Raw genomic sequence first — 21,384 nt, 5'->3', positions numbered from 1 at the left:
CCCGCCGCAGGCCCGACGGTCCGACGCTCAGCCGCGCACGCCGAGGGCGAAGGGCAACACCGCGGTGGCTCCGGCCTGCCGCAGCGCACGGGCTGCGACCGTCATGGTCCAACGGCTGTCGATGAGATCGTCAACGAGCAGCAGCGGACCGCCGGGAACGTCGAGGTGCGCCGCATCGAACCGGTCCCACACGCCCGCGAGCCGGAAGACGCTGTTTCCGCCCGCCTGGCCGGACGGTCCGCCGCCTCGCCACTCCAGCGCCCCGAGATAGGGCAGCCGCCCGATCTCCGACAGCCCGCGCGCGAGGGAGTCGACGAGCTGCGGATGGGAGCGCGACGGCATCGCGACGACCGCGACGGGTCGCTCCCCCACCCCCACCCGGCGAGCACGCGGACACAGGCCTGCAGCAGCTGTGGGCTGACGGGCGCGTCCGCCGCACCCGACGCGAAGATCTCGCGGAGCGTGCCGCCCCAGCCGAGGTCGGTCAGCCGGGCGAGAGCACGCCCTTCCTCGGCCTGCTCTCCTGCGGCGATGCGTCCGCGCACCGGCACCTCCAGGCGATCGGCGCCCGTCGGCCACGCACGCCGCGGCTCGACCGGCACGCCGACTCGGTCCAGGGATTCCGCGGCCTGCGCAGTCGCCGTCGTGGCGATCTCCGCCGGGAACCACACACCCGCGCAGTTGTCGCAGCGACCGCAGGGGGCAGCCGTCTCGTCGTCCAACGCCCGCTGCAGGAAGGCCATGCGGCAGCCATCGGTCCTCTCGTACGCGAGCATGTGCTCCTGCTCCGCGACGCGTTCGGCGGCGATGCGCTCGTACCGCGCCGCGTCGTATGCCCACGGCTGTCCCGTCGCGACCCACCCACCCTGCACGCGGCGCACGGCGCCGTCCACGTCGAGCACCTTCAGCAGCAGTTCGAGGGCGGTGCGGCGGATGTCGACGAGCGCCTCCAACGCGGGCGTCGAGATCGGCGTGTCGCCGAGCGCCGCGATCACCCGCTCCGCGCGTTCCCGATCGGGCATGGACGCGGTCGCGAAGTAGTGCCAGATCTCGCGGTCCTCGACGCCGGGGAGCAGGAGCACGTCGGCGCTCTCGCTGGCACGACCGGCTCGTCCGACCTGCTGGTAGTACGCGACCGGCGAGGACGGGGCGCCGAGATGCACGACGAACCCGAGGTCCGGCTTGTCGAACCCCATGCCGAGGGCACTCGTCGCGACGAGAGCCTTCACCTCGTTGCGCTTGAGCATGCCCTCCGACTCCGCCCGCTCCTCGGCGTCGGTCTGCCCGGTGTACGCACGCACCTCATGACCGTGCTCCCGCAGGAACCGGGCCGTGTCGACCGCCGCTGCAACGGTCAACGTATAGATGATCCCGCTGCCGGGGAGATCGTCGAGGTGACTGAGCAGCCACGCCAGACGGCTCGCCGAGTCCTTGAGGCGAAGCACGCCGAGCCGCAGTGAGGTACGGGCGAGCGGCCCCCGGATCGTGAGCACCGGGACTGCCTCGGCGCCGGTCGCACCACCCGGCAGCGCACCGAGTTGCTCGGCGACATCCGCCACCACGCGACTGTTCGCCGTCGCCGTCGTCGCCAGGACGGGCACGTCACCGGGCAGCTGCGCGATGAGGTCGCGCAGCCGCCGGTAGTCCGGACGGAAGTCGTGCCCCCAGTCGCTGATGCAGTGCGCCTCGTCGACGACGAGCATGCCGAGCCTCGCGACCAGCAAAGGCAGCTGCTCCTCGCGGAAGGCCGGGTTGTTCAGCCGTTCCGGCGAGACGAGCAGCACGTCGACCTCATCCCTGGCGAGGCTCTCCTGAACCTCCGCCCATTCGTGGGCATTCGTCGAGTTGATGGCGACCGCGCGCACGCCTGCGCGCTCAGCCGCGGCGATCTGGTCCCGCATGAGCGCGAGCAGCGGTGAGACGAGCACGGTCGGTCCCGTGCCCTGCCGGCGGCGCAGCAGGGTCGCGACGAAGTACACCGCCGACTTCCCCCACCCCGTGCGCTGCACCACCAGGGCGCGACGGCGCCCCTCCACCAGCGCTTCGATCGCCTCATACTGACCGTCGTGGAAGTCGACGTCGGAACGGCCGACGAGTTCGCCGAGGGCGTCGCGGGCCGCGTCGCGGAGGGGTATGGCAGGCGGGGAGGTCATCCCTCCACTCTGCCCCACACCCCTGACAGGGACTCCGCCCGCCGCCCCCTCTCGGTGGACGGCCGGTGCAGAACCCGTAGCGTGGAGGAATGATCACCCGCGAACTCGCCGTCGCCCTGCGCGATTCCGGCCTGACCTGGACGCCCGCCGAGGGCGACCGGTTCCAGCTCGATCTCCCCGACGAGGTGGAGCTGGAAGCAGAGGCCGACGTCTTCACGGTGAGCGCGATGACCATCGAGGCACGGCAGACGCCCGGCGGCACGGACCTGGCCTTCAACGGCACCACGGAATGGGCCCTCGATGCGGTCACCCTCGCCGATGCGGTGTGGCTGCCGCGCGAGGACCAGCTGCGCGATCTGCTCCGCGGCACGTTCCGCGCTCTCACCAGGCTCCCCGACACGTTCCGCGTGGAGATCCAGCTCGCCGGGGAGAGGCTGCGCTACGAGCACCCGGACCCGGCGGAGGCGTACGGTCGCGCGCTGCTCACCCTGATCCAGCGCTCCCGCTGACACCTGCTGTTGAATCGCGTGGTCTCGTGTGTCAGAATTACCTAACGATCGGTCAGTAAAGATGGACCGGAGCCCGAGGAGTCGATGATGACCAGTCCCGCAGACCTGTCCCTCGTGGACAACGAGATCTCCGACGAGGAACGGCTGTTCGACGAGCTGATCGCGAACGAGCAGCGCATCGAGCCGCGCGACTGGATGCCCGAGGCCTACCGCAAGACGCTCATCCGGCAGATCTCCCAGCACGCCCACTCCGAGATCATCGGCATGCAGCCCGAGGGCAACTGGATCACGCGCGCACCGAGCCTCAAGCGCAAGGCGATCCTCATGGCGAAGGTGCAGGACGAGGCCGGCCACGGGCTCTACCTCTACTCGGCGGCGCAGACGCTGGGCATCACCCGCGACGAGATGATGGACCAGCTCATCTCCGGCAAGGCGAAGTACTCCTCGATCTTCAACTACCCCACCCCGACATGGGCCGACATGGGCGCGATCGGCTGGCTCGTCGACGGCGCCGCGATCTGCAACCAGGTGCCGCTGTGCCGCGCGTCCTACGGTCCTTACGGGCGTGCCATGGTCCGGATCTGCAAGGAAGAATCGTTCCACCAGCGCCAGGGGTTCGAGATCCTCCTCTCGCTCATGCGGGGCACCGACGAGCAGCGGCAGATGGCGCAGGACGCGGTGGACCGCTGGTACTGGCCGAGCCTGGCGATGTTCGGACCGCCGGACGACCAGTCCCCCAACTCCGCCCAGTCGATGGCGTGGAAGATCAAACGCTTCTCGAACGACGAGCTGCGCCAGCGGTTCGTGGGCATGCTCGTGCCCCAGGCCGAGATCCTCGGCGTCACCCTCCCCGACCCCGATCTGCGGTTCGACGAGGAGACCGGTCGCTACGAGATGGGCGAGATCGACTGGGACGAGTTCTTCCAGGTCCTGCGCGGCAACGGACCGTGCAACGCCGAGCGCCTGGAGCGCCGCCGCACGGCACACGAGGAGGGCGCGTGGGTGCGGGAGGCCGCGGCGGAATACGCCCGCAAACAGCGTTCCCGCCTCTCCCCTGAAGGGGCGGTGGCGTGATGGCGACCCCCGGACACGTCGAACACGAACCGTGGCCCCTGTGGGAGATCTTCGTGCGGGCGAACCGCGGGCTGAGCCACGTGCACGTCGGCTCGCTGCACGCGCCGGATGCGGACATGGCCATCCGCAACGCCCGCGACCTCTATACCCGCCGAGGCGAGGGTGTGTCGGTCTGGGCCGTTCCCGCCGAGGCGATCACCACGAGCGATCCCGATGCCAAGGGTGCGTACTTCGAGAGCCCCGCCGGCAAGAACTACCGGCACGCGGTGTACTACACCGCGTCCGAGGGGGTGCCGCACCTGTGACCCTTCGGCAGGCTCAAGGCCCCAGCCAGGCTCACGGAGCCGACCAGGCTGCGGGAACCCACGACGCCCACGGGGATGCGCACGGCGACGTCTCCGTCGACGAGCTGCGGCTCAGCGAGGAACTCGCCGGCGCCGGCACGACCGCGGCGAGCGCCGACATCGCCGAGTATGCGCTGTGGCTCGGTGACGACGCCCTCATCCTGTCGCAGCAGCTCGGCGCCTGGATCTCCCGGGCCCCCGAGCTCGAAGAGGACGTGGCGCTCGGCAACATCGCTCTCGACCTCCTCGGCCACGCCCGCTCCTTCCTGCACTTCGCGGGCACGTGGGACGGCCGCTCCGAGGACGACCTGGCCTACTTCCGCGACGAGCCCGAGTTCCGCAGCGCCTGGATCATGGAGCAGCCCAACGGCGACTTCGCGCAGACCATCGCGCGTCAGCTCGTCGCCTCGGTCTACCTCGTGGAGCTGTATGCCGCGCTCCGTGGGAGTTCCGAGCCCACGTTCGCGGCCATCGCGGAGAAGGCGCTAAAAGAGGTCGACTACCACCGCGACCACGCCGTGCAGTGGGTGCTGCGGCTGGCGGGCGGGACCGAGGAGTCCCGCCGCCGCATGATCCGTGCCCTCACGGACGTGTGGCCGTACGTGGACGAGCTGTTCCGGGACGAACCGCTGATCGATCGGCTCGGCGACGTCGCCGTGCGCCCGTCGGCCCTCCGTGCTCCGTTCGACGCGGTCATCGCCACCGTGTTCGCGGAGGCCGAGCTCGCGGTGCCGCAGGTCGCGGCGTCCTCGGCGGGCGGCCGCAACGGCGCGCACGCGACCCCCCTGGGGCACATCCTCGCCGAGATGCAGGTGCTCGCCCGGCGGCACCCGGGGGCGTCATGGTGACACGGACCATCGCCGCTGCAGAGGCCGAGGCCTGGCGGATCGCCGCCGCCGTGCCCGACCCGGAGGTGCCGGTGCTCACCATCGAGGACCTCGGCGTGCTGAGAGCGGTCGAGATCCGCGGCGAGCAGGTCGTCGTCGACATCACGCCGACCTACAGCGGCTGCCCGGCCATGGACACGATCCGCGACGACGTCGTCCTCGCGCTCACGGCCGCCGGGTTCGCAGACGTCGAGGTGCGGCTGGTGCTCTCCCCCGCCTGGACGACGGACTGGATGAGCGATGCCGGGAAGCAGAAGCTCCGGGAGTACGGCATCGCCCCTCCGAGCGGCCGGGCGGCGATGCCCGCCGGTCCGATCCGACTCGCCCTGAGCGTGCGCTGCCCGCGGTGCGGCTCCCTCGACACCCGCGAGGTCTCCCGCTTCGGATCGACCTCGTGCAAAGCGCTCTACGAGTGCCGCGCCTGCCTGGAACCCTTCGACCACTTCAAGGTGCATTGATGTCGCTGTTCTCCCCGGCCCCGGCGACGACGCCGCCGGCCGCCCCCGCCTCGCCTCCCCCGCGCGCGGTCGTGCGCGGTTCCACACGCTCGCGGTCGAGGACGTCCGCCCGCTCACCGACGACTCGGTCGAGGTGACCTTCACGGTGCCCCCAGACCTCGCCGACGACTACCACCACCTCCCCGGACAGTACGTCGCGCTCCGGACGACGCTCGACGGCGTGGAGGTGCGGCGCTCCTACTCGCTGTGCCGGGCACCGGAGCACCGCACGGACGGGAAGCCGACCCGCCTGAGCGTCGCCGTCAAGCGCGACGAGGGCGGCGTGTTCTCCACCTGGGCCCAGACCGGTCTGCACCCGGGCTTCCGCATCGACGTCATGAGCCCCCAGGGCACCTTCACCTCGGGTCTCGACGACCTCGATCAGAAGCACGTCGTCGGCATCGCGGCCGGCTCGGGGATCACCCCGCTGATGGCCCTCGCGCACACCGTGCTATCCCGGTCGGCGACCTCGCGGTTCACGCTGCTCTACACGAACCGTTCCACGCTGGACGTGATGTTCCTGGAAGACCTCGCCGACCTCAAGGACCGCTACCCGACGCGGCTCACGCTGCACCATGTGTTGTCCCGCGAGCAGCGGACCGCTCCGGTGCTGTCCGGCCGCATCGACGAACCCAAGCTGCGGACGATCCTCGACGTCCTCATCGACCCGGCCGACGTGGACGAGTGGTTCCTGTGCGGACCGCTCGCCCTCGTCGACCTGTGCCGGGAGGTGCTGGCCGACGTCGGCGTGCCCCGCGAGCACGTGCGCTTCGAGCTGTTCACGACGGGCGACGAACCGGCGCGGGCCGCGCGGCCGGTCACGGTGCGTTCGGGCGAGAAGACCGTGCGGATCGAGGTCAACCTCGACGGGGTGTCCTCCACCGTGGAGAGCCCCGTCGCGGCGCGAGAGTCGGTGTTGAACGCGGCGCTGCGCGTCCGCCCCGATGCGCCGTTCGCGTGTGCGGGCGGGGTCTGCGGCACCTGCCGCGCGCGGGTCATCGAGGGCAGCGTCACCATGACCGAGAACTACGCCCTGGAGCCCGAGGAGCTCGAGCGTGGTTACGTGCTCACCTGCCAGTCCCACCCCACCAGCGACCGCGTGGTCGTGGACTACGACGTCTGAGGAGTCCTGATGATCGATCTCGCCATCGCCGACGACGTCGCCACCGTGGTGCTCGACGCCCCCGCGAAGCTCAACGCCCTGGACGAGGCCGCGCTCGCGGAGCTCGACGCCGCGTACCGGGAGGCCGAGGCCGCCGGGGTGCGGGCGCTGCTGCTCCGCGGTGAAGGACGGGCGTTCTGCGCCGGCCGGGACATCTCCGCCGTCGATCCGCGCAACGACGACGTGCTCGGCTACCTCGGCGGGCGGGTGACACCGCTGCTGCAGCGGATGTCCCGCTTCCCCGCGCCCACCTTCGCCGTCGCCCACGGCGCCTGCCTGGGCGTGGGACTCGGGCTGCTCATCGCGACGGACGTCGTGTACGTCGCGGAGTCGGCGAAGATCGGATCCCCGTTCGCGGCGCTCGGCGCGACCCTCGACTCCGGCGGTCACGCCCTGTTCCTCGACCGGCTCGGCCCGCACAAGACGCTCGACCTGATCTACACGGGACGGCTCATGACCGGCACCGAGGCCGTGCGTTCGGGGCTGTTCTCGCAGGTGCTCCCGGACGACGAGGTGCTCGCCGCCGCGATGGCCACCGCCGCCGCGGCCGCCCACGGCGCCACGGCTGCCTTCCGGGCCAGCAAGGAGCTCATCGCCCGCATCCGTGACGAGCGGCTCACGCTCTGGGAGTCCATCGAGGTCGAGAACGCGGCCCAGGCCGCCCTGTGCGACACCGACGACTACCGGGAGGGCTTCGCCGCGTTCCAGGAGAAGCGGAAACCGGAGTTCCGCGGGCGCTGACCGACGACGGCGGCCACTGCTGTCAACCGTCTCGTGCGGTGTCCGTCCCCGGTGGCATGATGCCCGCATGCTGCTCTCGGAGCTCGTCACCACCACCGACCGGGTCGCCGCGACCTCGTCCCGCCTGGCCAAGATCGAGGCGATCGCTGCACTCCTGCGCCGGGCGGAGACCGACGACATCGCGCCCCTCGTCGGCCTGCTGCTCGCGGCCCCGCGCCAGGGCCGCCTGGGCGTCGGCTGGCGAGGGCTCGCGACCCTCGCGATCGACCACACCGCGACCCCGACCCTGACCATCGCCGACGTCGACCATGCCTTCGACGCTCTCGCCCGCACCTCCGGCTCCGGGTCGGCCGGGGTCCGCAGCGAACTGCTGCACGACCTCGCCGCCCGCTCCACACCCGCCGAGTGGGACTTCTTGACCAGAGCGATGCTCGGGGAGCTGCGGACGGGAGCCCTGGGCGGGGTGCTGCTCGACGCGATCGCCCGTGCCGCCGAGGCCCCCGCCGCCTCCGTCCGTCGAGCCGCGATGCTCTCCGGCGACCTCGGCGAGACGGCACTGCTCGCGCTCACCGGTGCCGAGGGAGCCCTCGACGAGGTCGGTCTCCGCGTGGGACGCCCGGTGCTCCCGATGCTCGCGGCCACGGCGCCGACTCCCACGGCCGCCCTGGAGATCACCGGACGGGCCTCGGTCGAGTACAAGCTCGACGGGGCACGCATCCAGGTCCACCGCCACGGCGACGAGGTGGGGATCTACACGCGCAGCCTTGCGGACGTCACCCATCGCCTTCCCGAGATCGTCGAGATCGTGCGCGGCCTCCCCGCACAGGAGCTCATCCTCGATGGCGAGACGCTCGCGCTCGACGAGGACGGCGGCCCTCGGCCGTTCCAGGAGACCATGTCTCGGTTCGGAGCGGACGCCGCGCGCGAACTCGCTCTGCGGCCCTGGTTCTTCGACGTGCTGCACGTCGACGGCCGCGATCTGCTGGACGAGCCACTGTCGGTCCGTCAGGAGGTGCTGGCGGAGGTCGCCGGTGAGTGGCGGATGCCCGGGATCGTCACCGACGACGCCGAAGAATCCGAGAGGCTGTCCCGCGAGGCACTGGCGGCCGGTCACGAGGGCGTGGTGGTGAAGGCCGTCGATGCACCCTACGCGGCCGGTCGGCGCGGCAAGTCCTGGGTCAAGGTGAAGCCCGTCCTCACGTTCGACCTCGTCGTGCTCGGCGCGGAGTGGGGGTCGGGGCGCCGGCGCGGATGGCTGTCGAACCTGCACCTCGGCGCCCGGGATCCGGAGGGCGACTTCGGTGACCCCGGCGGCTTCGTGATGGTGGGCAAGACGTTCAAAGGCCTCACCGACGCACTGCTGCAGTGGCAGACCGACGAGTTCCCGGCGCACGAGACCCACCGCTCCGCATCGACCGTGTTCCTCCGCCCGGAGCTCGTGGTCGAGATCGCGATCGACGGCGTGCAGCGCTCCCCGCGGTACCCCGGCGGCCTCGCCCTCCGGTTCGCCCGGGTCAAGGCCTACCGTCCCGACAAGACCGCCGCGGAGGCCGACACGATCCAGACCCTCCTTGCCCTGCGGCGCGGTGCGGCGGACGACACCTGATCAGGCCGTGGGCGGCAGCCCCTCGTCCTCCTGGCGCACGGTGCCGCGGAACGACCACGGGAAGTCGATCCAGCGGTCGGTGTCCTTCCACGCGAAGTCCGGCTGGATGATCGTCGACGGCTTCGTGTAGATCGTGACCGACCGCACGTCGGCGCCCTTCTCCTGCAGCAGCTGCACAGCAAGCGCGAGGGTGCGCCCCGAGTCGGCGACGTCGTCCACGAGCAGCACACGACGGCCGTCGAGGTAGTCCATGTCGAGAGCGGGCGGCAGCACCTCCGGCGCAGCCAGCACCGTGCCGATGCCGGTGTAGAACTCGACGTTGATCGCGCCGCAGTTCTTCACCCCGAGCCCGTACGCGATGGCCCCCGCGGGGAGCAGCCCGCCGCGGGCGATGGCCACGACGACCTCCGGCTCGAAGCCCGTCGCGACGATGTTCCGCGCCAGGTCTCGCGTCGCCGCGCCGAAGCCGTCCCACGTGAGCGTCTCGCGCTCGATCGATGCATCCGTCATCAGTCCATTCTCGCGCATCCGCTCCGGCGGAGCCGCCGCTAGACTGGGCAGGTCCGGCCCCGCCGGTGCCTGAAAAAGAGGCACGAAGCACCTCGCATCGCCGCGAGGGCGAGACACATACGGATCCCCTTCTCCGTCCCTGTCTCGAAAGGCTTTCCCATGCCCTCCGTCTCCGCGCACGTCGCCCTCACCCTCGCCCAGCACGTCGATGCCGTCTTCGGCGTCATGGGCAACGGCAACGCCTACTTCCTCGACGCGCTCGAGAAGCAGACCGACGCCGTCTTCACCGCCGTCCGACACGAGCAAGGCGCGGTGGTGGCGGCCGACGCGCACTTCCGCGCCTCCGGCCGCATCGCTGCCGGGACCTCCACATACGGCGCCGGCTTCACGAACACGATCACCGCGCTCGCCGAGGCCGTCCAGGCGCACGTGCCGTTGGTCCTCGTCGTCGGCGACGAGCCGACGTCGGGGCCCCGACCGTGGGATGTCGATCAGATCGCCCTGGCGTCGGCCGTGGGAGCGCGCACCTATACCGTCGGCCGGACGGATGCCGCCGCGACGACCGTCATCGCCGTCGAGCATGCCCTCACCTACCGCGTGCCGGTCGTACTCGCGATCCCCTACGACGTCGCCGCGCTCGAGGCGGGAGAGGTTCCCGCGGCCCCGGCGCCACGGCTGCCGGTTCCGCTCGCGCCGCGCGGCGCCTTCGCGGACGGGATGCTGGACGAGATCGCCGCCGCCCTGCGCGACGCCGAGCGCCCGTTCCTCCTCGCCGGCCGCGGGGCCTGGCTGGCCGGCGCCGGTGCGGCTCTGGGCGAGCTCGCTGCACGCACGGGGGCTCTCACCGCGTCGTCCGCCCTCGGCCGCGGCATCTTCCCTGACGCCCGGTACGATCTCGGCGTCACCGGCGGCTTCGGCGCCGAGGGGGCGATGGAGCTCGTGCGGACCGCCGACGTCGCGGTGGTCTTCGGCGCCAGCCTCAACCAGTTCACGATGCGCTTCGGCGACCTGTTCGCGCCCGGCACCCGGGTGTTCCAGATCGACACGGCCCCGGCCGCGACCCACGCCCACGTCGGCGGCTTCGTGCGCGCCGACGCTCGCCTCGCGGCCGAGGCCCTCGTCGCCCGCCTCTCCTCCGGGCACGACTTCGGAGATGCCGCCGGACTCGCCGGCGCCGCCCCCGACTCCGGCGGCGTGTCGGGCGCGGACTCCGCAGTTGCGCCCGCCCGACCCTGGCGGGAGACGGTCGATGTCGTCGCGGCCCGCGCGTACGAGCCCGGGGACGACCTCGCGCCGGACGGCCGCCTCGACCCGCGTTCCGCCGCACGCCGGATCGCCGAACTCCTCCCCCAGGACCGCGTCGTGGTGTCGGACGGCGGGCATTTCATCGGCTGGGCGAACATGTACTGGCCGGTCGCCGCGCCCGACCGGATGATGATGATCGGCACCGCGTTCCAGTCGATCGGACAGGGCTGGCCCAGCGTGGTCGGAGCAGCCCTGGCCCGGCGTGACGCGACCATCGTCCTCACCTCCGGCGACGGCGGCGGACTGATGGCGATCGCCGACCTCGAATCGGCCGTGCGGGCGGCGGGCGGACGCGGAATGGCCGTCGTCTGGAACGACGCCGCCTACGGTGCCGAGGTCAACCTCTACGGGCTGAAGGGCCTGGCCGAAGGACCCATGCGCATCCCCGAGGTCGATTTCGCCGCGTTCGGCGCCGCGGTCGGTGCCGAGGGAGTGGTCGTGCGGACCCTTGCCGACCTGGACCGCCTGGAGACGTGGGCGGCGGAGGACTCGGCGACCCGACGCTTCCTCGTCCTCGATCTCCGGATCTCCGGCGACGTGATCGCGCCGTATCAGCAGGAGATCATCCGCGTGAACTCGTGACCTCTCTGGGGCCGATAGGCTCCCGGAATGACGGATGCTCCCGAGGTCCTGCGCTACAGCGCCTTCGCCGCGACGCCGGACGGCGGCAACCCCGCCGGGGTCGTGCTCGCCGCGGACGGACTCGACGATGCGGACATGCAGCGGATCGCGGCCGACGTCGGGTACTCGGAGACCGCGTTCGTCCAGGACGCCGCGGCCGACGGCTCCCGGTTCCGGGTGCGGTACTGGTCGCCGGCCGCGGAAGTGCCGTTCTGCGGGCACGCCACCGTCGCGACCGCGGTGGCCCTCGCGGAACGGCAAGGACCGGGGACCGTCGTGTTCGAGACCGCGGCCGGAGCCGTGTCGATGGAGTCGTTCGCCGACGCGGACGGCCGGGTCACCGTGTCGTTCACGAGCGTCGAGCCGGACGTGCGGGACCTCGACGCCGCGGTGCGCGATCGGCTCCTCGGACTGCTCGGGATGGAGGTCGCCGACGTGGACGCGCGCTTCCCGGTCCGCGAGGCATTCGCGGGCAACTGGCACCCGATCCTCTTCGTCGCCGACCGCGAGCTGTTCCACCAGTTCCGCTTCTCCCCCGCCGAGGTCGCCGCCCTCATGCGCGCACAGGGCTGGCACGGCACGGTGACGGTGCTCCATGCCGAGGACCCGGCCGAGATCGAGGCCCGTAACCTCTTCCCGGTGGGGCGCATCACCGAGGACCCGGCGACCGGCTCCGCGGCGGCCTCTGTCGGGGCCTACCTGCGGGCACAGGGCTACCCCGGAGACACCATCCGCATCCGTCAGGGCGCCCACGTCGGACGGCCGAGCGAACTCCGCGTCGCCATCCCGACCTCCGGCGGCCTCGTCGTCTCCGGCGGAGCCACGCGCATCGCCTGATCCCGCGACCTGGTGCGCTGCGGCATCCCGGTCCTCGTTACACCTGCACGACCCGGTTCCGCCCGCACGACGAGAACCCCTCACCCAGCCGTACACACGTCGCCCGATCGTGCATGCGTCGCGGCCCGGCCCACACGCACCCGAGAGGCCTCTCTCCCCTGCACGACCGTCGCACAGACGCCCGCCGAGAACCGGGTTCTCGTCGTGCACCCGGCACAAGGTTGTGCACCCGGCACAAGGTTGTGCACCCGGCACACAGGCATGCACACGGCACAGGTCGCACCCGGCACACAGTCATGCACACGGCACACAGGCATGCACACGGCACACAGGCATGCACACGGCACAGGGTCGCGCACCCGGCACGTCGTCCGACGCCCGGCACACCAGCACGACCGGTGGACGTTTGCAGGACCGGGGTCGACCCCAGGTCGTGCACTCGTCACGGAATCGTGCAGCCGTCGCCGCATCCGCCGCCCGATCGCACGGGCTCAGTGCACAGGCACGACCCGGCGACAGCTGCACGGCAACAACCCGTCCCTGGTCGTGCAACCGCGACGCGGTCGTGCAACCGTCACCCGGCACACCCCGGAACCGTCACCCGGCACACCCCGGAACCGTCACCCGGCACACCCCGCACACCCCGGAACCGGGCTGCGGGCCCCGTCACCCCTGGGCGCTGTAGTCCGGGATCTCCTGCAGGGTCCAGGTGTTTCCGTCCGGGTCGTCGAAGCGGACGAACCGCCCCCAGTCCTGCTCGTCGACGCCCTCGGCCTCCACACCCAGGCCTCGGAGATGGGCGAGAGCTTCGTCGGCATCGGGGACGACCACCTGGATCGTGTTCTGCTGTCCCGGCGCGAGCCGCGTGTCGAGCCCCGTCCCGAAGGCGATCGAGCATGCCGATCCCGGTGGCGTCATCTGCACGAAGCGCAGCCCCTCGTACGGCACCTGGTCATGGTCGGCATTGAAGCCGATCTTCACGTAGAAGTCCTTCGCCCGGTCGACATCGCTGACCGGCACGAAGATGAGTTCGATCTTCCAGTCCATCACGCTCTCCTCCTGTCGGGCGCCCTCGCCCGTCGGCCCTCACAGTACGCGCGGCCTCCGACACCCGCCAGAGGCCGACCCGCCCCGAAGGGACTCAGTGTGCGGGGAGGAGCGCCCCGTCCAGGAAGTCCGCCAGCTCGTCCACGCCGTCCAGCGGCAGGATCGCGGCGACGTACTGGTCCGGTCGTACGACGATCACGACGCCGTCGCGGGACAGCTCCCGTGCCTCGAAGATGTCCGTGCCGCACCACTTGCTCGGGCCGGCCGCGTAGACCTTCTCCCAGTCGGTGAGTCCGAGCGGGCCGGTCTTCGGCTGGAACAGGTCGGGAGTGGTCGTGACCTCGACCTCCTCGAAGGGCTGCTGATACACGGCCTTCACGTCGAACACGGCGTCGGCGTCGGCGTCCGCGGGCGTGAACCGAGCGAACACCGGTGCCGCCTCCTCCGCCCACGCCGCGAGCGCCTGCCCGCTTCGGTCGCCGAACGCGTAGACACGCCACCGCCCGTCGGCCTTGGCGTGGTGCCCGAGGTGGATGACGTTGCCGTCGCCGACGCGCACGACCTCCGCCGACTTGAAGCGCTTGCCCAACGGGTACCCGACCGCGAGCGCCTGGTGGGCGTCCGTGCCGGTGATCATGGAGGACGTGTACTGCGTCATGAACCCGGACGGGAACTCGGCCGTCGCGAGGTAGTACGTGGCCAGCTCGTTCGGGTCGGAGATCTCCTCGGGCTTGCGCGCCATGAGGCTGGACCACTCGCGGTCGAAGTCGATGAGCTGCTGCGCCACCGGGCGGCGCTCGGCACCGTACGTGGCGAGCAGCGACTCCGGCGCACGGCCGCTCAGCACCGACCCGAGCTTCCAGCCGAGGTTGAAGCCGTCCTGCATCGACACGTTCATTCCCTGCCCGGCCTTGGCGCTGTGCGTGTGGCAGGCGTCGCCGGTAAGGAACACCCGCGGGCTGCGGTCGACACCGGGATCGACGTCGTCGAAGCCATCCGTCACGCGGTGTCCGACCTCATAGACGCTGTGCCACGCGACCTGCTTCACATCGAGCGTGTACGGGTGGAGGATCGCGTTCGCGCGCCGGATGATCTCCTCGATGGGCGTCTGGCGTACCCGGTGGTCGTCGTCGGCGGCGACCTCGCCGAGGTCGATGTACATGCGGCTGAGGTAGCCGCCCTCCCGCGGGATGTGCAGGATGTTGCCGGCCTTCGAGTTGATCGCGCACTTGGTGCGCCAGTCCGGGAAGTCGGTGTTGACCAGCACGTCCATCACGCCCCAGGCGTGCGCGGCGCTGGCGCCGACGTGCGTGCGCCCGATCGCCTGGCGCACGCCGCTCCGCGCCCCGTCGCAGCCCACGACGTACTTCGCCCGGACGACGCGCTCCTCCGCCTCGCCGACGTGACGGACGCGCACCTCGACCGGGTAGTCGCCCTCCTCGTGCACGGTGAGGCCGAGGAACTCGACGCCGTAGTCCGGCACGATCCGTGCAGGGCCGTTGGCCGCCGCTTCGGCGAAGTAGTCGAGCACGCGCGCCTGGTTGACGATGAGGTGCGGGAACTCGCAGATGTCGTAGGCGTAGTCGGCGGTGCGGGTGGTCCGCACGATCCGATCGGGGTGCTCGGGGTCGGGGCCCCAGAAGTTCATCCAGCCGATGTTGTAGGCCTCGGCGATGATGCGCTCGGCGAACCCGAAGGCTTGAAAGGTCTCCACGCTGCGGGGTTGGATGCCGTCGGCCTGCCCGAGGACGAGGCGGCCCTCCCGCTTCTCGATGATGCGGGTCGTGATGTCGGGGTACTGCGACATCTGTGCGGCGAGCAGCATGCCCGCGGGGCCGGAGCCGACGATGAGGACGTCGACCTCGTCAGGCAGGTCGGCGGGGCGGTCGATCCCGGTCCCGGCGGCGTCCTGCACGCGCGGGTCTCCGGACACATAGCCGTGGTGGTGGAACTGCATCGTCGTCGATTCCTTCCGGACGTCTTCGTCGGGTCTTGCGCCCAGCAACGCCGTGTTCTATATTCGAACACAGTGTTCTACTATTGAACACAGCCTAGACCGGTGCTTCGCGCACCGCAAGGAGAGCCATGCCCGAGCGTCCCGCCGTTCCCGCCTCGCAGACGCTGAGCCGCGGGATCCGCATCCTCGAAGTGCTCGCGGAGGCCCGCGGCCCGCTGACCATCGACGACATCGCCGGACGCCTCAGCGTGCATCGCTCCATCGCGTATCGCCTCCTCCGCACCCTGGAGGACCACGGGCTCGTGACCCGCGACGCGAGCGGCGCCGTGAGCCTCGGGGCCCGCATGGCCGCCCTCGCCGCCGGCGTCGCCCACGACCTCCAGGCCGAGGCGCTGCCGGAGCTGACCGCCATCGCCAACGAGCTCGGCATGACGTGCTTCCTCGCGGTCCTCGACGGCACCGAGTGCATCACGCTCGCCAGCGTCGAGCCTCGGCACGCCGTTGCCAGCGTCGCGCAGCGCCCCGGCGCCCGGCATTCGGTGACGGTCGGTGCTCCCGGGAAGGCGATCCTCGCACAGCTCGACCCGGCGGAGACGCCCGCAGACATCTCCCCCGCCCTGCGCGTCGATGTCGACACCGCCGCCGCGCGCGGCTACGCCACGAGCCACGACGAGGTCATCCCCACGGTCCAGTCGGTCGCGGTCCCCCTGCCCCTGCGCGGCCAGCGTCCCGCCGCGATCGCGGTCGTGCACGTCGCCACCGACCTCGACGACGGGGAGATCGCGGCGCGGCTGCAGCGCTCTGCGACGCTCATCCGGGAAGCCCTCGAGGGCTGAGCCCGCAACGCACGAGAGCGCACGGCCCGTGCGGGACGTGCGCTCTCGTGTCGGCGAGGTCAGACCTTCGCGAGCCCGCGGATCGGGCTGACGGACTGCTCCTCCTCGTGGTCCGGCCCGAGCGGGATGCCCGAGCGGTCACGGAGCAGGAGCGTCGCGACGAGGCCGAGGAGCGTCATGCCGGCGAGGTACCAGGTGACGGCCTCGGTGGAGCCGGTCTTGTCCACGATGAACGTCGCGATCGTCGGTGCGAACGCCCCGCCGGCGATCGCTCCGATCGCGTACGAGATGGAGACGCCGGAGAACCGGATACTCGCGGGGAACAGCTCGGTGTACAGCGCCGCCTGCGGCCCGTAGGTGAAGCCCAGGCCGATCGTGAGGATCGCGAGGCCCGCGAACAGCAACCCGACGTCTCCGGTGTTGACGAGCGGGAACAGCGTGAACACGCCGACGAGCTGGAGCACCCAGCCGATGAGGTAGGTCGTGCGACGGCCGATGCGGTCGGACACCCAGCCGGCCAGCAGGGTGGTCAGCAGCCAGGTGACGGCCGATCCGGTGACCGCCCACAGCACGGGACCGCGCTCGAGGCCGATCGGGCCATCGGGGTTGGTGGCGTAGCCCTGGATGTAGCCGCCGGTGGTCATGTAGCCCACGGCGTTGTTCCCGGCGAACACGAGGGCCGCGATGATGACGAGCAGCAGGTGCTTGCGGAAGAGCTGCACGATCGGCATCTTCGCCTTCTCCTTGCGCTCGGCGAGCTCGGCGAACACCGGGCTCTCCTCCACGCGCCGGCGGACGTAGTAGCCGACGAGGATCAGCACGACACTCAACAGGAACGGCACGCGCCAGCCCCAGGCGAGGAACTGGTCTCCCGGAGCGATCGCGGTCATCAGCGCCATGACACCCGACGCGAGCAGCAGGCCGAGCGGCACGCCGATCTGCGGGGAGGCGCCGAAGATGCCGCGCTTCTTGCGCGGTGCGTGCTCGACGGCCATCAGCACCGCGCCACCCCACTCGCCACCGGCCGAGATGCCCTGCACGATGCGCAGCAGCACGAGGAGGACTGGGGCCATGACGCCGATGGTCTCGTAGGTGGGGAGCAGGCCGATCAGGGCGGTCGCTGCACCCATGAGGATCAGCGTCCACATCAGGACGGCCTTGCGGCCGAGCTTGTCGCCGTAGTGCCCGGCGAGGAACGCGCCGAGGGGACGGAAGAGGAAGCTCACGCCGACCGTGGCGAAGCCGACGAGAGCGCTGTTGGCGCCGAGCGGCGCGAAGAAGAGCTGCCCGAAGACGAGCCCGACCGCCGTGGCGTAGATGAAGAAGTCGTACCACTCGACGGTGGTCCCGACCACGGTGGCGAAGACGACACGACGCCGGTCGGCCGCCGTCGCGATGGTTCCGGTGGGCGTGAACCCACCCTGTGACTGCCCGCTCATGGGGTGTCTCCTTTGTGCTTGTGACCGCGTTGTCACGGCGCGCCCGGACGTGAATCCGATCTGCTTGCCGAGGGGTGAGACGATGATATATGATTTCGAATACGACGCACAACGCGTCCTGACGAGCGCGAGGAGGCGCAGCCGTGACGGACACCATCGCCCGCCCGGGGAAGATCATCGCGATCCACCTGAGCTACGCCTCGCGGGCCGACCAGCGGGGCCGACGCCCCGCCCACCCCTCCTATTTCTTCAAGCCGGCCAGTTCGGTCGGGGTCTCCGGTGGCACGGTCGAGCGCCCCGCCGGCACCGAGCTGCTCGCGTTCGAGGGCGAGATCGCGCTGATCATCGGCACCCCGGCCCGCCGCGTCTCCCTCGCCGACGCCTGGGACCACGTGCAGTGGGTGACCGCCTCGAACGACCTCGGCCTCTACGATCTGCGCGCGAACGACAAGGGCTCCAACGTCCGCTCCAAGGGCGGCGACGGGTACACCCCGCTCGGTCCGGACCTGATCGACGCCCGCACGGTCGACCCGGCCGCCCTCCGCGTGCGCGCCTGGGTGAACGGCGAGCTGCGCCAGGACGACACCACCGCGGGCCTCATCTTCCCGCTCGCCCAGCTCGTCGCCGACCTCTCCCAGCACTTCACGCTGGAGACCGGAGACGTGATCCTGACCGGCACCCCCGCGGGCTCGTCGGTCATCGTCCCCGGCGACGTGGTCGAGATCGAGGTCGACGCCCCGGACGCCCCCGGCGCTCCCACCTCCGGCCGCCTGGTCACGACGGTCACGCAGGGCGACGTCCCCTTCGACGGCGACCTGGGCTCGCTCCCCGCCGTCGACGACCTCCAGCGCACCGAGGCCTGGGGCTCCCGCGAACTCGCCGGTCTGCCGGCCGAGGACACCGCGCCCACGCTCACCCCCGAGCTCCGCGCCCAGCTCCTCGAAGCCCCCACCGCCGGCCTCTCGGCACAGCTGCGCAAGCGCGGACACCACTCCTGCTTCATCGACGGGGTCTCCGCCAACCTCGCGGGCACGAAGATCGTGGGCACCGCGAAGACCCTCCGCTTCGTGCCGTTCCGCGAAGACCTCTTCCGCACCCACGGCGGCGGGTACAACGCCCAGAAGCGCGCGTTCGACGCGGTGTCCGAAGGCGAGGTGATCGTCATCGAGGCCCGCGGCGACGCGACCACCGGCACCCTCGGCGACATCCTCGCCCTGCGCGCGCAGAACCGCGGCGCGGCGGGCGTGGTGACCGACGGCGGTGTCCGAGACTTCCAGGCCGTCGCCGAGATCGGGCTGCCGGTCTTCTCGCAGGGCGCGCACCCCTCGGTGCTCGGCCGCAAGCACGTGCCGTGGGACGTCGACGTGACGATCTCGTGCGGCGGCGCGACCGTGCAACCCGGCGACATCATCGTCGGCGACAGCGACGGCGTGATCGTGATCCCGCCGGCCCTCGCCGCCGAGGTCGCCGCCGACGCCGTCGCCCAGGAGATCGAGGACGCCTGGATCGCCGAGCAGGTCGCCGCCGGGCACCCCGTCGACGGCCTCTTCCCGATGAACGCGGAGTGGCGCGCCCGGTATGAGCAGGCCACCGGCGGCGGAGCGGACCAGAAGTGAGCACGGTCGAGAGCGCCAGCAAGTCGGAGCAGGCGTATGCCTGGATCCGCGCGCGTATCTCGGCGCACACCTACGGTCCCGGCTACCGCCTGGTCCTCGGCCCGATCGCCGAGGAGCTGGGGATGAGCGTCGTTCCGGTGCGCGAGGCGATCCGCCGCCTCGAAGCCGAGGGGCTCGTGACCTTCGAGCGCAACGTCGGCGCCCGCGTGACCCTCGTCGACGAGGGCGAGTACGCGCACACCATGCAGACGCTCGGTCTCGTCGAGGGCGCGGCCACGGCGCTGTCCGCTCCCCTGCTCGACGCGGACGCGCTCGCGGAGGCCGCCGAGGTCAACGACCGCATGGGCCGCCTGCTCGACCACTTCGACCCGCATACGTTCACCGAGCTGAACCGGCAGTTCCACTCCGTGCTGTTCGAGCCGTGCCCCAACCCGCACCTGCTCGACCTCGTGCATCGCGGCTGGGCTCGGCTGTCCGGCATCCGCGACTCGACCTTCGCCTACGTGCCCGGCCGCGCCCATCATTCGGTCGACGAGCACGCACAGATCCTCGAGCTGATCCGCGACGGCGCCGAGCCGCTGGAGATCGAGCTCGCCGCCCGCAACCACCGGTGGCGCACGAGGGACGCGTTCCTCGACGCCCTGCACACCCGTTCCGTCCCCGCCGAAGGAGAAGCATCATGACCGACTCCCGTATCCCCGCCGACCTTCCCGACCACATCCAGCACTACATCGACGGCTCTTTCGTCGACTCGATCGACGGCGACACGTTCGATGTGCTCGACCCGGTGACCAACCAGACCTACACGACGGCGGCGGCCGGCAAGAAGGCCGACATCGAGCGCGCCGTCGCCGCTGCCAAGCGCGCCTTCGACGAGGGCCCCTGGCCGCGCATGCTCCCCCGCGAGCGCTCCCGCGTGCTGCACAGGATCGCTGACATCGTGGAGTCGCGCGACGCCCGCCTCGCGGAGCTCGAGTCCTACGACTCCGGTCTTCCCATCACGCAGGCCCTCGGTCAGGCCCGTCGCGCCGCCGAGAACTTCCGCTTCTTCGCCGACTTGATCGTCGCGCAGGCCGACGACGCCTTCAAGGTTCCCGGCAAGCAGATGAACTACGTCAACCGCAAGCCGATCGGTGTCGCCGGGCTGATCACCCCGTGGAACACGCCGTTCATGCTGGAGTCGTGGAAGCTCGGCCCCGCGCTCGCGACCGGAAACACGGTCGTTCTCAAGCCGGCCGAGTTCACGCCGCTGTCCGCCTCGCTGTGGGCGGGCATCTTCGAGGAGGCGGGCCTGCCGCAGGGCGTCTTCAACCTCGTCAACGGCCTCGGCGAGGACGCCGGCGACGCCCTGGTGAAGCACCCCGACGTACCGCTCATCTCCTTCACCGGCGAGAGCCGCACCGGGCAGATCATCTTCGGCAATGCCGCCCCGTACCTCAAGGGCCTGTCGATGGAGCTCGGCGGCAAGTCACCCGCCGTGGTCTTCGCGGACGCCGACCTGGAGGCCGCCGTCGACGCCACCATCTTCGGTGTGTTCTCCCTCAACGGCGAGCGCTGCACCGCCGGGTCCCGCATCATCGTGGAGCGCTCGATCTACGACGAGTTCGTGGAGCGCTACGCCGCGCAGGCGAAGCGCGTCAAGGTCGGCTACCCGCACGACCCCGAGACCGAGGTCGGCGCTCTCGTGCACCCCGAGCACTACGACAAGGTGATGTCCTACGTCGAGATCGGCAAGACCGAGGGCCGCCTGGTCGCCGGCGGCGGTCGCCCCGAGGGCTTCGAGGAGGGGAACTTCGTGGCCCCGACGGTGTTCGCCGACGTGGCCCCCGACGCCCGCATCTTCCAGGAGGAGATCTTCGGCCCGGTCGTCGCGATCACCCCGTTCGACTCCGACGAGGAGGCCCTGGCGCTGGCGAACAACACGAAGTACGGCCTCGCGGCCTACATCTGGACGAACGACCTCAAGCGCGCCCACACCTTCGCGCAGTCCGTCGAGGCCGGCATGGTGTGGCTGAACAGCAACAACGTCCGCGACCTCCGAACGCCGTTCGGCGGTGTGAAGGCGTCGGGCCTGGGCCACGAGGGCGGCTACCGCTCCATCGACTTCTACACCGACCAGCAGAGCGTGCACATCACGCTCGCCTCGACCCCGCACAACCCGACCTTCGGCAAGAAGGCCCTCGCGGAGGACGTGGCCGAGGCGGCGGAAGACGCCGAGAGCTGACCCGATTCCGTGACGAGCA

18 protein-coding genes and 1 pseudogene are annotated in these 21,384 nt (G+C 71.0%); 14 read left to right on the top strand and 5 right to left on the bottom strand.

Annotation, left to right across the window (positions count from 1 at the left end; genetic code table 11):
• Positions 1-27 precede the first annotated feature (27 nt).
• Positions 28-2,153 (bottom strand): annotated as a pseudogene (locus FY549_RS08755) (DEAD/DEAH box helicase).
• A gap of 89 nt (positions 2,154-2,242) precedes the next feature.
• Here FY549_RS08755 and FY549_RS08750 point away from each other — a divergent pair.
• From FY549_RS08750 to FY549_RS08715, 8 genes are all read left to right on the top strand, one after another.
• On the top strand, positions 2,243-2,662 hold the full coding sequence (locus FY549_RS08750; protein WP_149084696.1) for a pilus assembly protein CpaE: 420 nt from the start codon (positions 2,243-2,245) through the stop codon (positions 2,660-2,662).
• A gap of 87 nt (positions 2,663-2,749) precedes the next feature.
• Positions 2,750-3,736: a 1,2-phenylacetyl-CoA epoxidase subunit PaaA gene (paaA, locus tag FY549_RS08745; protein ID WP_149084695.1), complete on the top strand. Its 987-nt coding sequence runs from the start codon at positions 2,750-2,752 to the stop codon at positions 3,734-3,736.
• Positions 3,736-4,041, top strand: a complete 306-nt coding sequence (gene paaB, locus FY549_RS08740) for a 1,2-phenylacetyl-CoA epoxidase subunit PaaB (RefSeq protein ID WP_149086052.1) — start codon at positions 3,736-3,738, stop codon at positions 4,039-4,041. The genes paaA and paaB overlap by 1 nt, the downstream gene beginning before the upstream one ends.
• The gene (gene paaC, locus FY549_RS08735) at positions 4,038-4,928 is read left to right on the top strand and encodes a 1,2-phenylacetyl-CoA epoxidase subunit PaaC (protein ID WP_149084694.1); all 891 of its coding nucleotides are present in this window, start codon (positions 4,038-4,040) and stop codon (positions 4,926-4,928) included. Before paaB ends, paaC begins: the two co-directional genes overlap by 4 nt.
• Positions 4,922-5,425 carry a 1,2-phenylacetyl-CoA epoxidase subunit PaaD gene (paaD, locus tag FY549_RS08730; RefSeq protein ID WP_149084693.1) on the top strand — a complete coding sequence of 168 codons (504 nt, stop codon included), beginning with the start codon at positions 4,922-4,924 and terminating at the stop codon, positions 5,423-5,425. Before paaC ends, paaD begins: the two co-directional genes overlap by 7 nt.
• A 133-nt stretch (positions 5,426-5,558) precedes the next feature.
• Positions 5,559-6,587, top strand: coding sequence for a 1,2-phenylacetyl-CoA epoxidase subunit PaaE (gene paaE / locus FY549_RS08725; RefSeq protein ID WP_410428254.1), 1,029 nt, complete (start codon positions 5,559-5,561; stop codon positions 6,585-6,587).
• A 9-nt stretch (positions 6,588-6,596) separates the two neighbouring features.
• The gene (locus FY549_RS08720) at positions 6,597-7,367 is read left to right on the top strand and encodes an enoyl-CoA hydratase/isomerase family protein (protein WP_149084691.1); all 771 of its coding nucleotides are present in this window, start codon (positions 6,597-6,599) and stop codon (positions 7,365-7,367) included.
• A gap of 67 nt (positions 7,368-7,434) precedes the next feature.
• Positions 7,435-8,973 (top strand): ATP-dependent DNA ligase, encoded by a 1,539-nt coding sequence (locus FY549_RS08715; RefSeq protein WP_149084690.1) that lies wholly within the window; start codon positions 7,435-7,437, stop codon positions 8,971-8,973.
• Here the strand turns inward: FY549_RS08715 and FY549_RS08710 are convergent, their stop codons facing one another.
• On the bottom strand, positions 8,974-9,483 hold the full coding sequence (locus FY549_RS08710) for a phosphoribosyltransferase (RefSeq protein WP_149084689.1): 510 nt from the start codon (positions 9,481-9,483) through the stop codon (positions 8,974-8,976).
• 159 nt (positions 9,484-9,642) lie between these two features.
• Between FY549_RS08710 and FY549_RS08705 the strand changes: the two genes are divergently transcribed.
• Positions 9,643-11,370, top strand: a complete 1,728-nt coding sequence (locus FY549_RS08705) for a thiamine pyrophosphate-binding protein (RefSeq protein ID WP_149084688.1) — start codon at positions 9,643-9,645, stop codon at positions 11,368-11,370.
• A 27-nt stretch (positions 11,371-11,397) separates the two neighbouring features.
• The gene (locus tag FY549_RS08700; protein ID WP_149084687.1) at positions 11,398-12,246 is read left to right on the top strand and encodes a PhzF family phenazine biosynthesis protein; all 849 of its coding nucleotides are present in this window, start codon (positions 11,398-11,400) and stop codon (positions 12,244-12,246) included.
• A 666-nt stretch (positions 12,247-12,912) separates the two neighbouring features.
• On the opposite strand, the gene FY549_RS08695 is transcribed toward FY549_RS08700, so the two are convergent.
• Positions 12,913-13,293, bottom strand: coding sequence for a VOC family protein (locus FY549_RS08695; RefSeq protein ID WP_149084686.1), 381 nt, complete (start codon positions 13,291-13,293; stop codon positions 12,913-12,915).
• Between the two features lie 94 nt (positions 13,294-13,387).
• A complete protein-coding gene (locus tag FY549_RS08690; protein ID WP_149084685.1) occupies positions 13,388-15,250 on the bottom strand; it encodes an FAD-dependent monooxygenase in 1,863 nt (620 codons plus the stop codon).
• A gap of 128 nt (positions 15,251-15,378) precedes the next feature.
• Here FY549_RS08690 and FY549_RS08685 point away from each other — a divergent pair, with 128 nt between their 5' ends.
• A complete protein-coding gene (locus FY549_RS08685; RefSeq protein ID WP_149084684.1) occupies positions 15,379-16,086 on the top strand; it encodes an IclR family transcriptional regulator in 708 nt (235 codons plus the stop codon).
• 59 nt (positions 16,087-16,145) lie between these two features.
• Here the strand turns inward: FY549_RS08685 and FY549_RS08680 are convergent, their stop codons facing one another.
• A complete protein-coding gene (locus FY549_RS08680) occupies positions 16,146-17,525 on the bottom strand; it encodes an MFS transporter (RefSeq protein ID WP_149084683.1) in 1,380 nt (459 codons plus the stop codon).
• A 143-nt stretch (positions 17,526-17,668) separates the two neighbouring features.
• On the opposite strand from FY549_RS08680, the gene FY549_RS08675 reads away from it, so the two are divergent.
• Genes FY549_RS08675 through hpaE form a run of 3 tightly spaced genes read left to right on the top strand, consistent with a single transcriptional unit; the run spans position 17,669 to position 21,365 of the window.
• Positions 17,669-19,141, top strand: coding sequence for a fumarylacetoacetate hydrolase family protein (locus FY549_RS08675; protein ID WP_149084682.1), 1,473 nt, complete (start codon positions 17,669-17,671; stop codon positions 19,139-19,141).
• A complete protein-coding gene (locus FY549_RS08670) occupies positions 19,138-19,824 on the top strand; it encodes a GntR family transcriptional regulator (protein ID WP_149084681.1) in 687 nt (228 codons plus the stop codon). Before FY549_RS08675 ends, FY549_RS08670 begins: the two co-directional genes overlap by 4 nt.
• Positions 19,821-21,365 (top strand): 5-carboxymethyl-2-hydroxymuconate semialdehyde dehydrogenase, encoded by a 1,545-nt coding sequence (hpaE, locus tag FY549_RS08665; RefSeq protein WP_149084680.1) that lies wholly within the window; start codon positions 19,821-19,823, stop codon positions 21,363-21,365. The genes FY549_RS08670 and hpaE overlap by 4 nt, the downstream gene beginning before the upstream one ends.
• Positions 21,366-21,384 lie beyond the last annotated feature (19 nt).

It is taken from the genome of Microbacterium sp. 1S1, assembly GCF_008271365.1.
GTDB lineage: Bacteria > Actinomycetota > Actinomycetes > Actinomycetales > Microbacteriaceae > Microbacterium.
This window is presented reverse-complemented; position numbering and strand designations above follow the sequence as displayed.

What these genes read in the sequence shown, in the direction of transcription:
- FY549_RS08710 (WP_149084689.1), bottom strand. Translation starts at nt 9,483, where the DNA reads ATGACGGATGCATCGATCGAGCGCGAGACGCTCACGTGGGACGGCTTC.
- FY549_RS08685 (WP_149084684.1), top strand. Translation starts at nt 15,379, where the DNA reads ATGCCCGAGCGTCCCGCCGTTCCCGCCTCGCAGACGCTGAGCCGCGGG.
- FY549_RS08690 (WP_149084685.1), bottom strand. Translation starts at nt 15,250, where the DNA reads ATGCAGTTCCACCACCACGGCTATGTGTCCGGAGACCCGCGCGTGCAG.
- FY549_RS08715 (WP_149084690.1), top strand. Translation starts at nt 7,435, where the DNA reads ATGCTGCTCTCGGAGCTCGTCACCACCACCGACCGGGTCGCCGCGACC.
- hpaE (WP_149084680.1), top strand. Translation starts at nt 19,821, where the DNA reads ATGACCGACTCCCGTATCCCCGCCGACCTTCCCGACCACATCCAGCAC.
- paaA (WP_149084695.1), top strand. Translation starts at nt 2,750, where the DNA reads ATGACCAGTCCCGCAGACCTGTCCCTCGTGGACAACGAGATCTCCGAC.
- FY549_RS08695 (WP_149084686.1), bottom strand. Translation starts at nt 13,293, where the DNA reads ATGGACTGGAAGATCGAACTCATCTTCGTGCCGGTCAGCGATGTCGAC.
- paaD (WP_149084693.1), top strand. Translation starts at nt 4,922, where the DNA reads ATGGTGACACGGACCATCGCCGCTGCAGAGGCCGAGGCCTGGCGGATC.
- FY549_RS08700 (WP_149084687.1), top strand. Translation starts at nt 11,398, where the DNA reads ATGACGGATGCTCCCGAGGTCCTGCGCTACAGCGCCTTCGCCGCGACG.
- FY549_RS08750 (WP_149084696.1), top strand. Translation starts at nt 2,243, where the DNA reads ATGATCACCCGCGAACTCGCCGTCGCCCTGCGCGATTCCGGCCTGACC.
- FY549_RS08720 (WP_149084691.1), top strand. Translation starts at nt 6,597, where the DNA reads ATGATCGATCTCGCCATCGCCGACGACGTCGCCACCGTGGTGCTCGAC.
- FY549_RS08705 (WP_149084688.1), top strand. Translation starts at nt 9,643, where the DNA reads ATGCCCTCCGTCTCCGCGCACGTCGCCCTCACCCTCGCCCAGCACGTC.
- paaB (WP_149086052.1), top strand. Translation starts at nt 3,736, where the DNA reads ATGGCGACCCCCGGACACGTCGAACACGAACCGTGGCCCCTGTGGGAG.
- FY549_RS08680 (WP_149084683.1), bottom strand. Translation starts at nt 17,525, where the DNA reads ATGAGCGGGCAGTCACAGGGTGGGTTCACGCCCACCGGAACCATCGCG.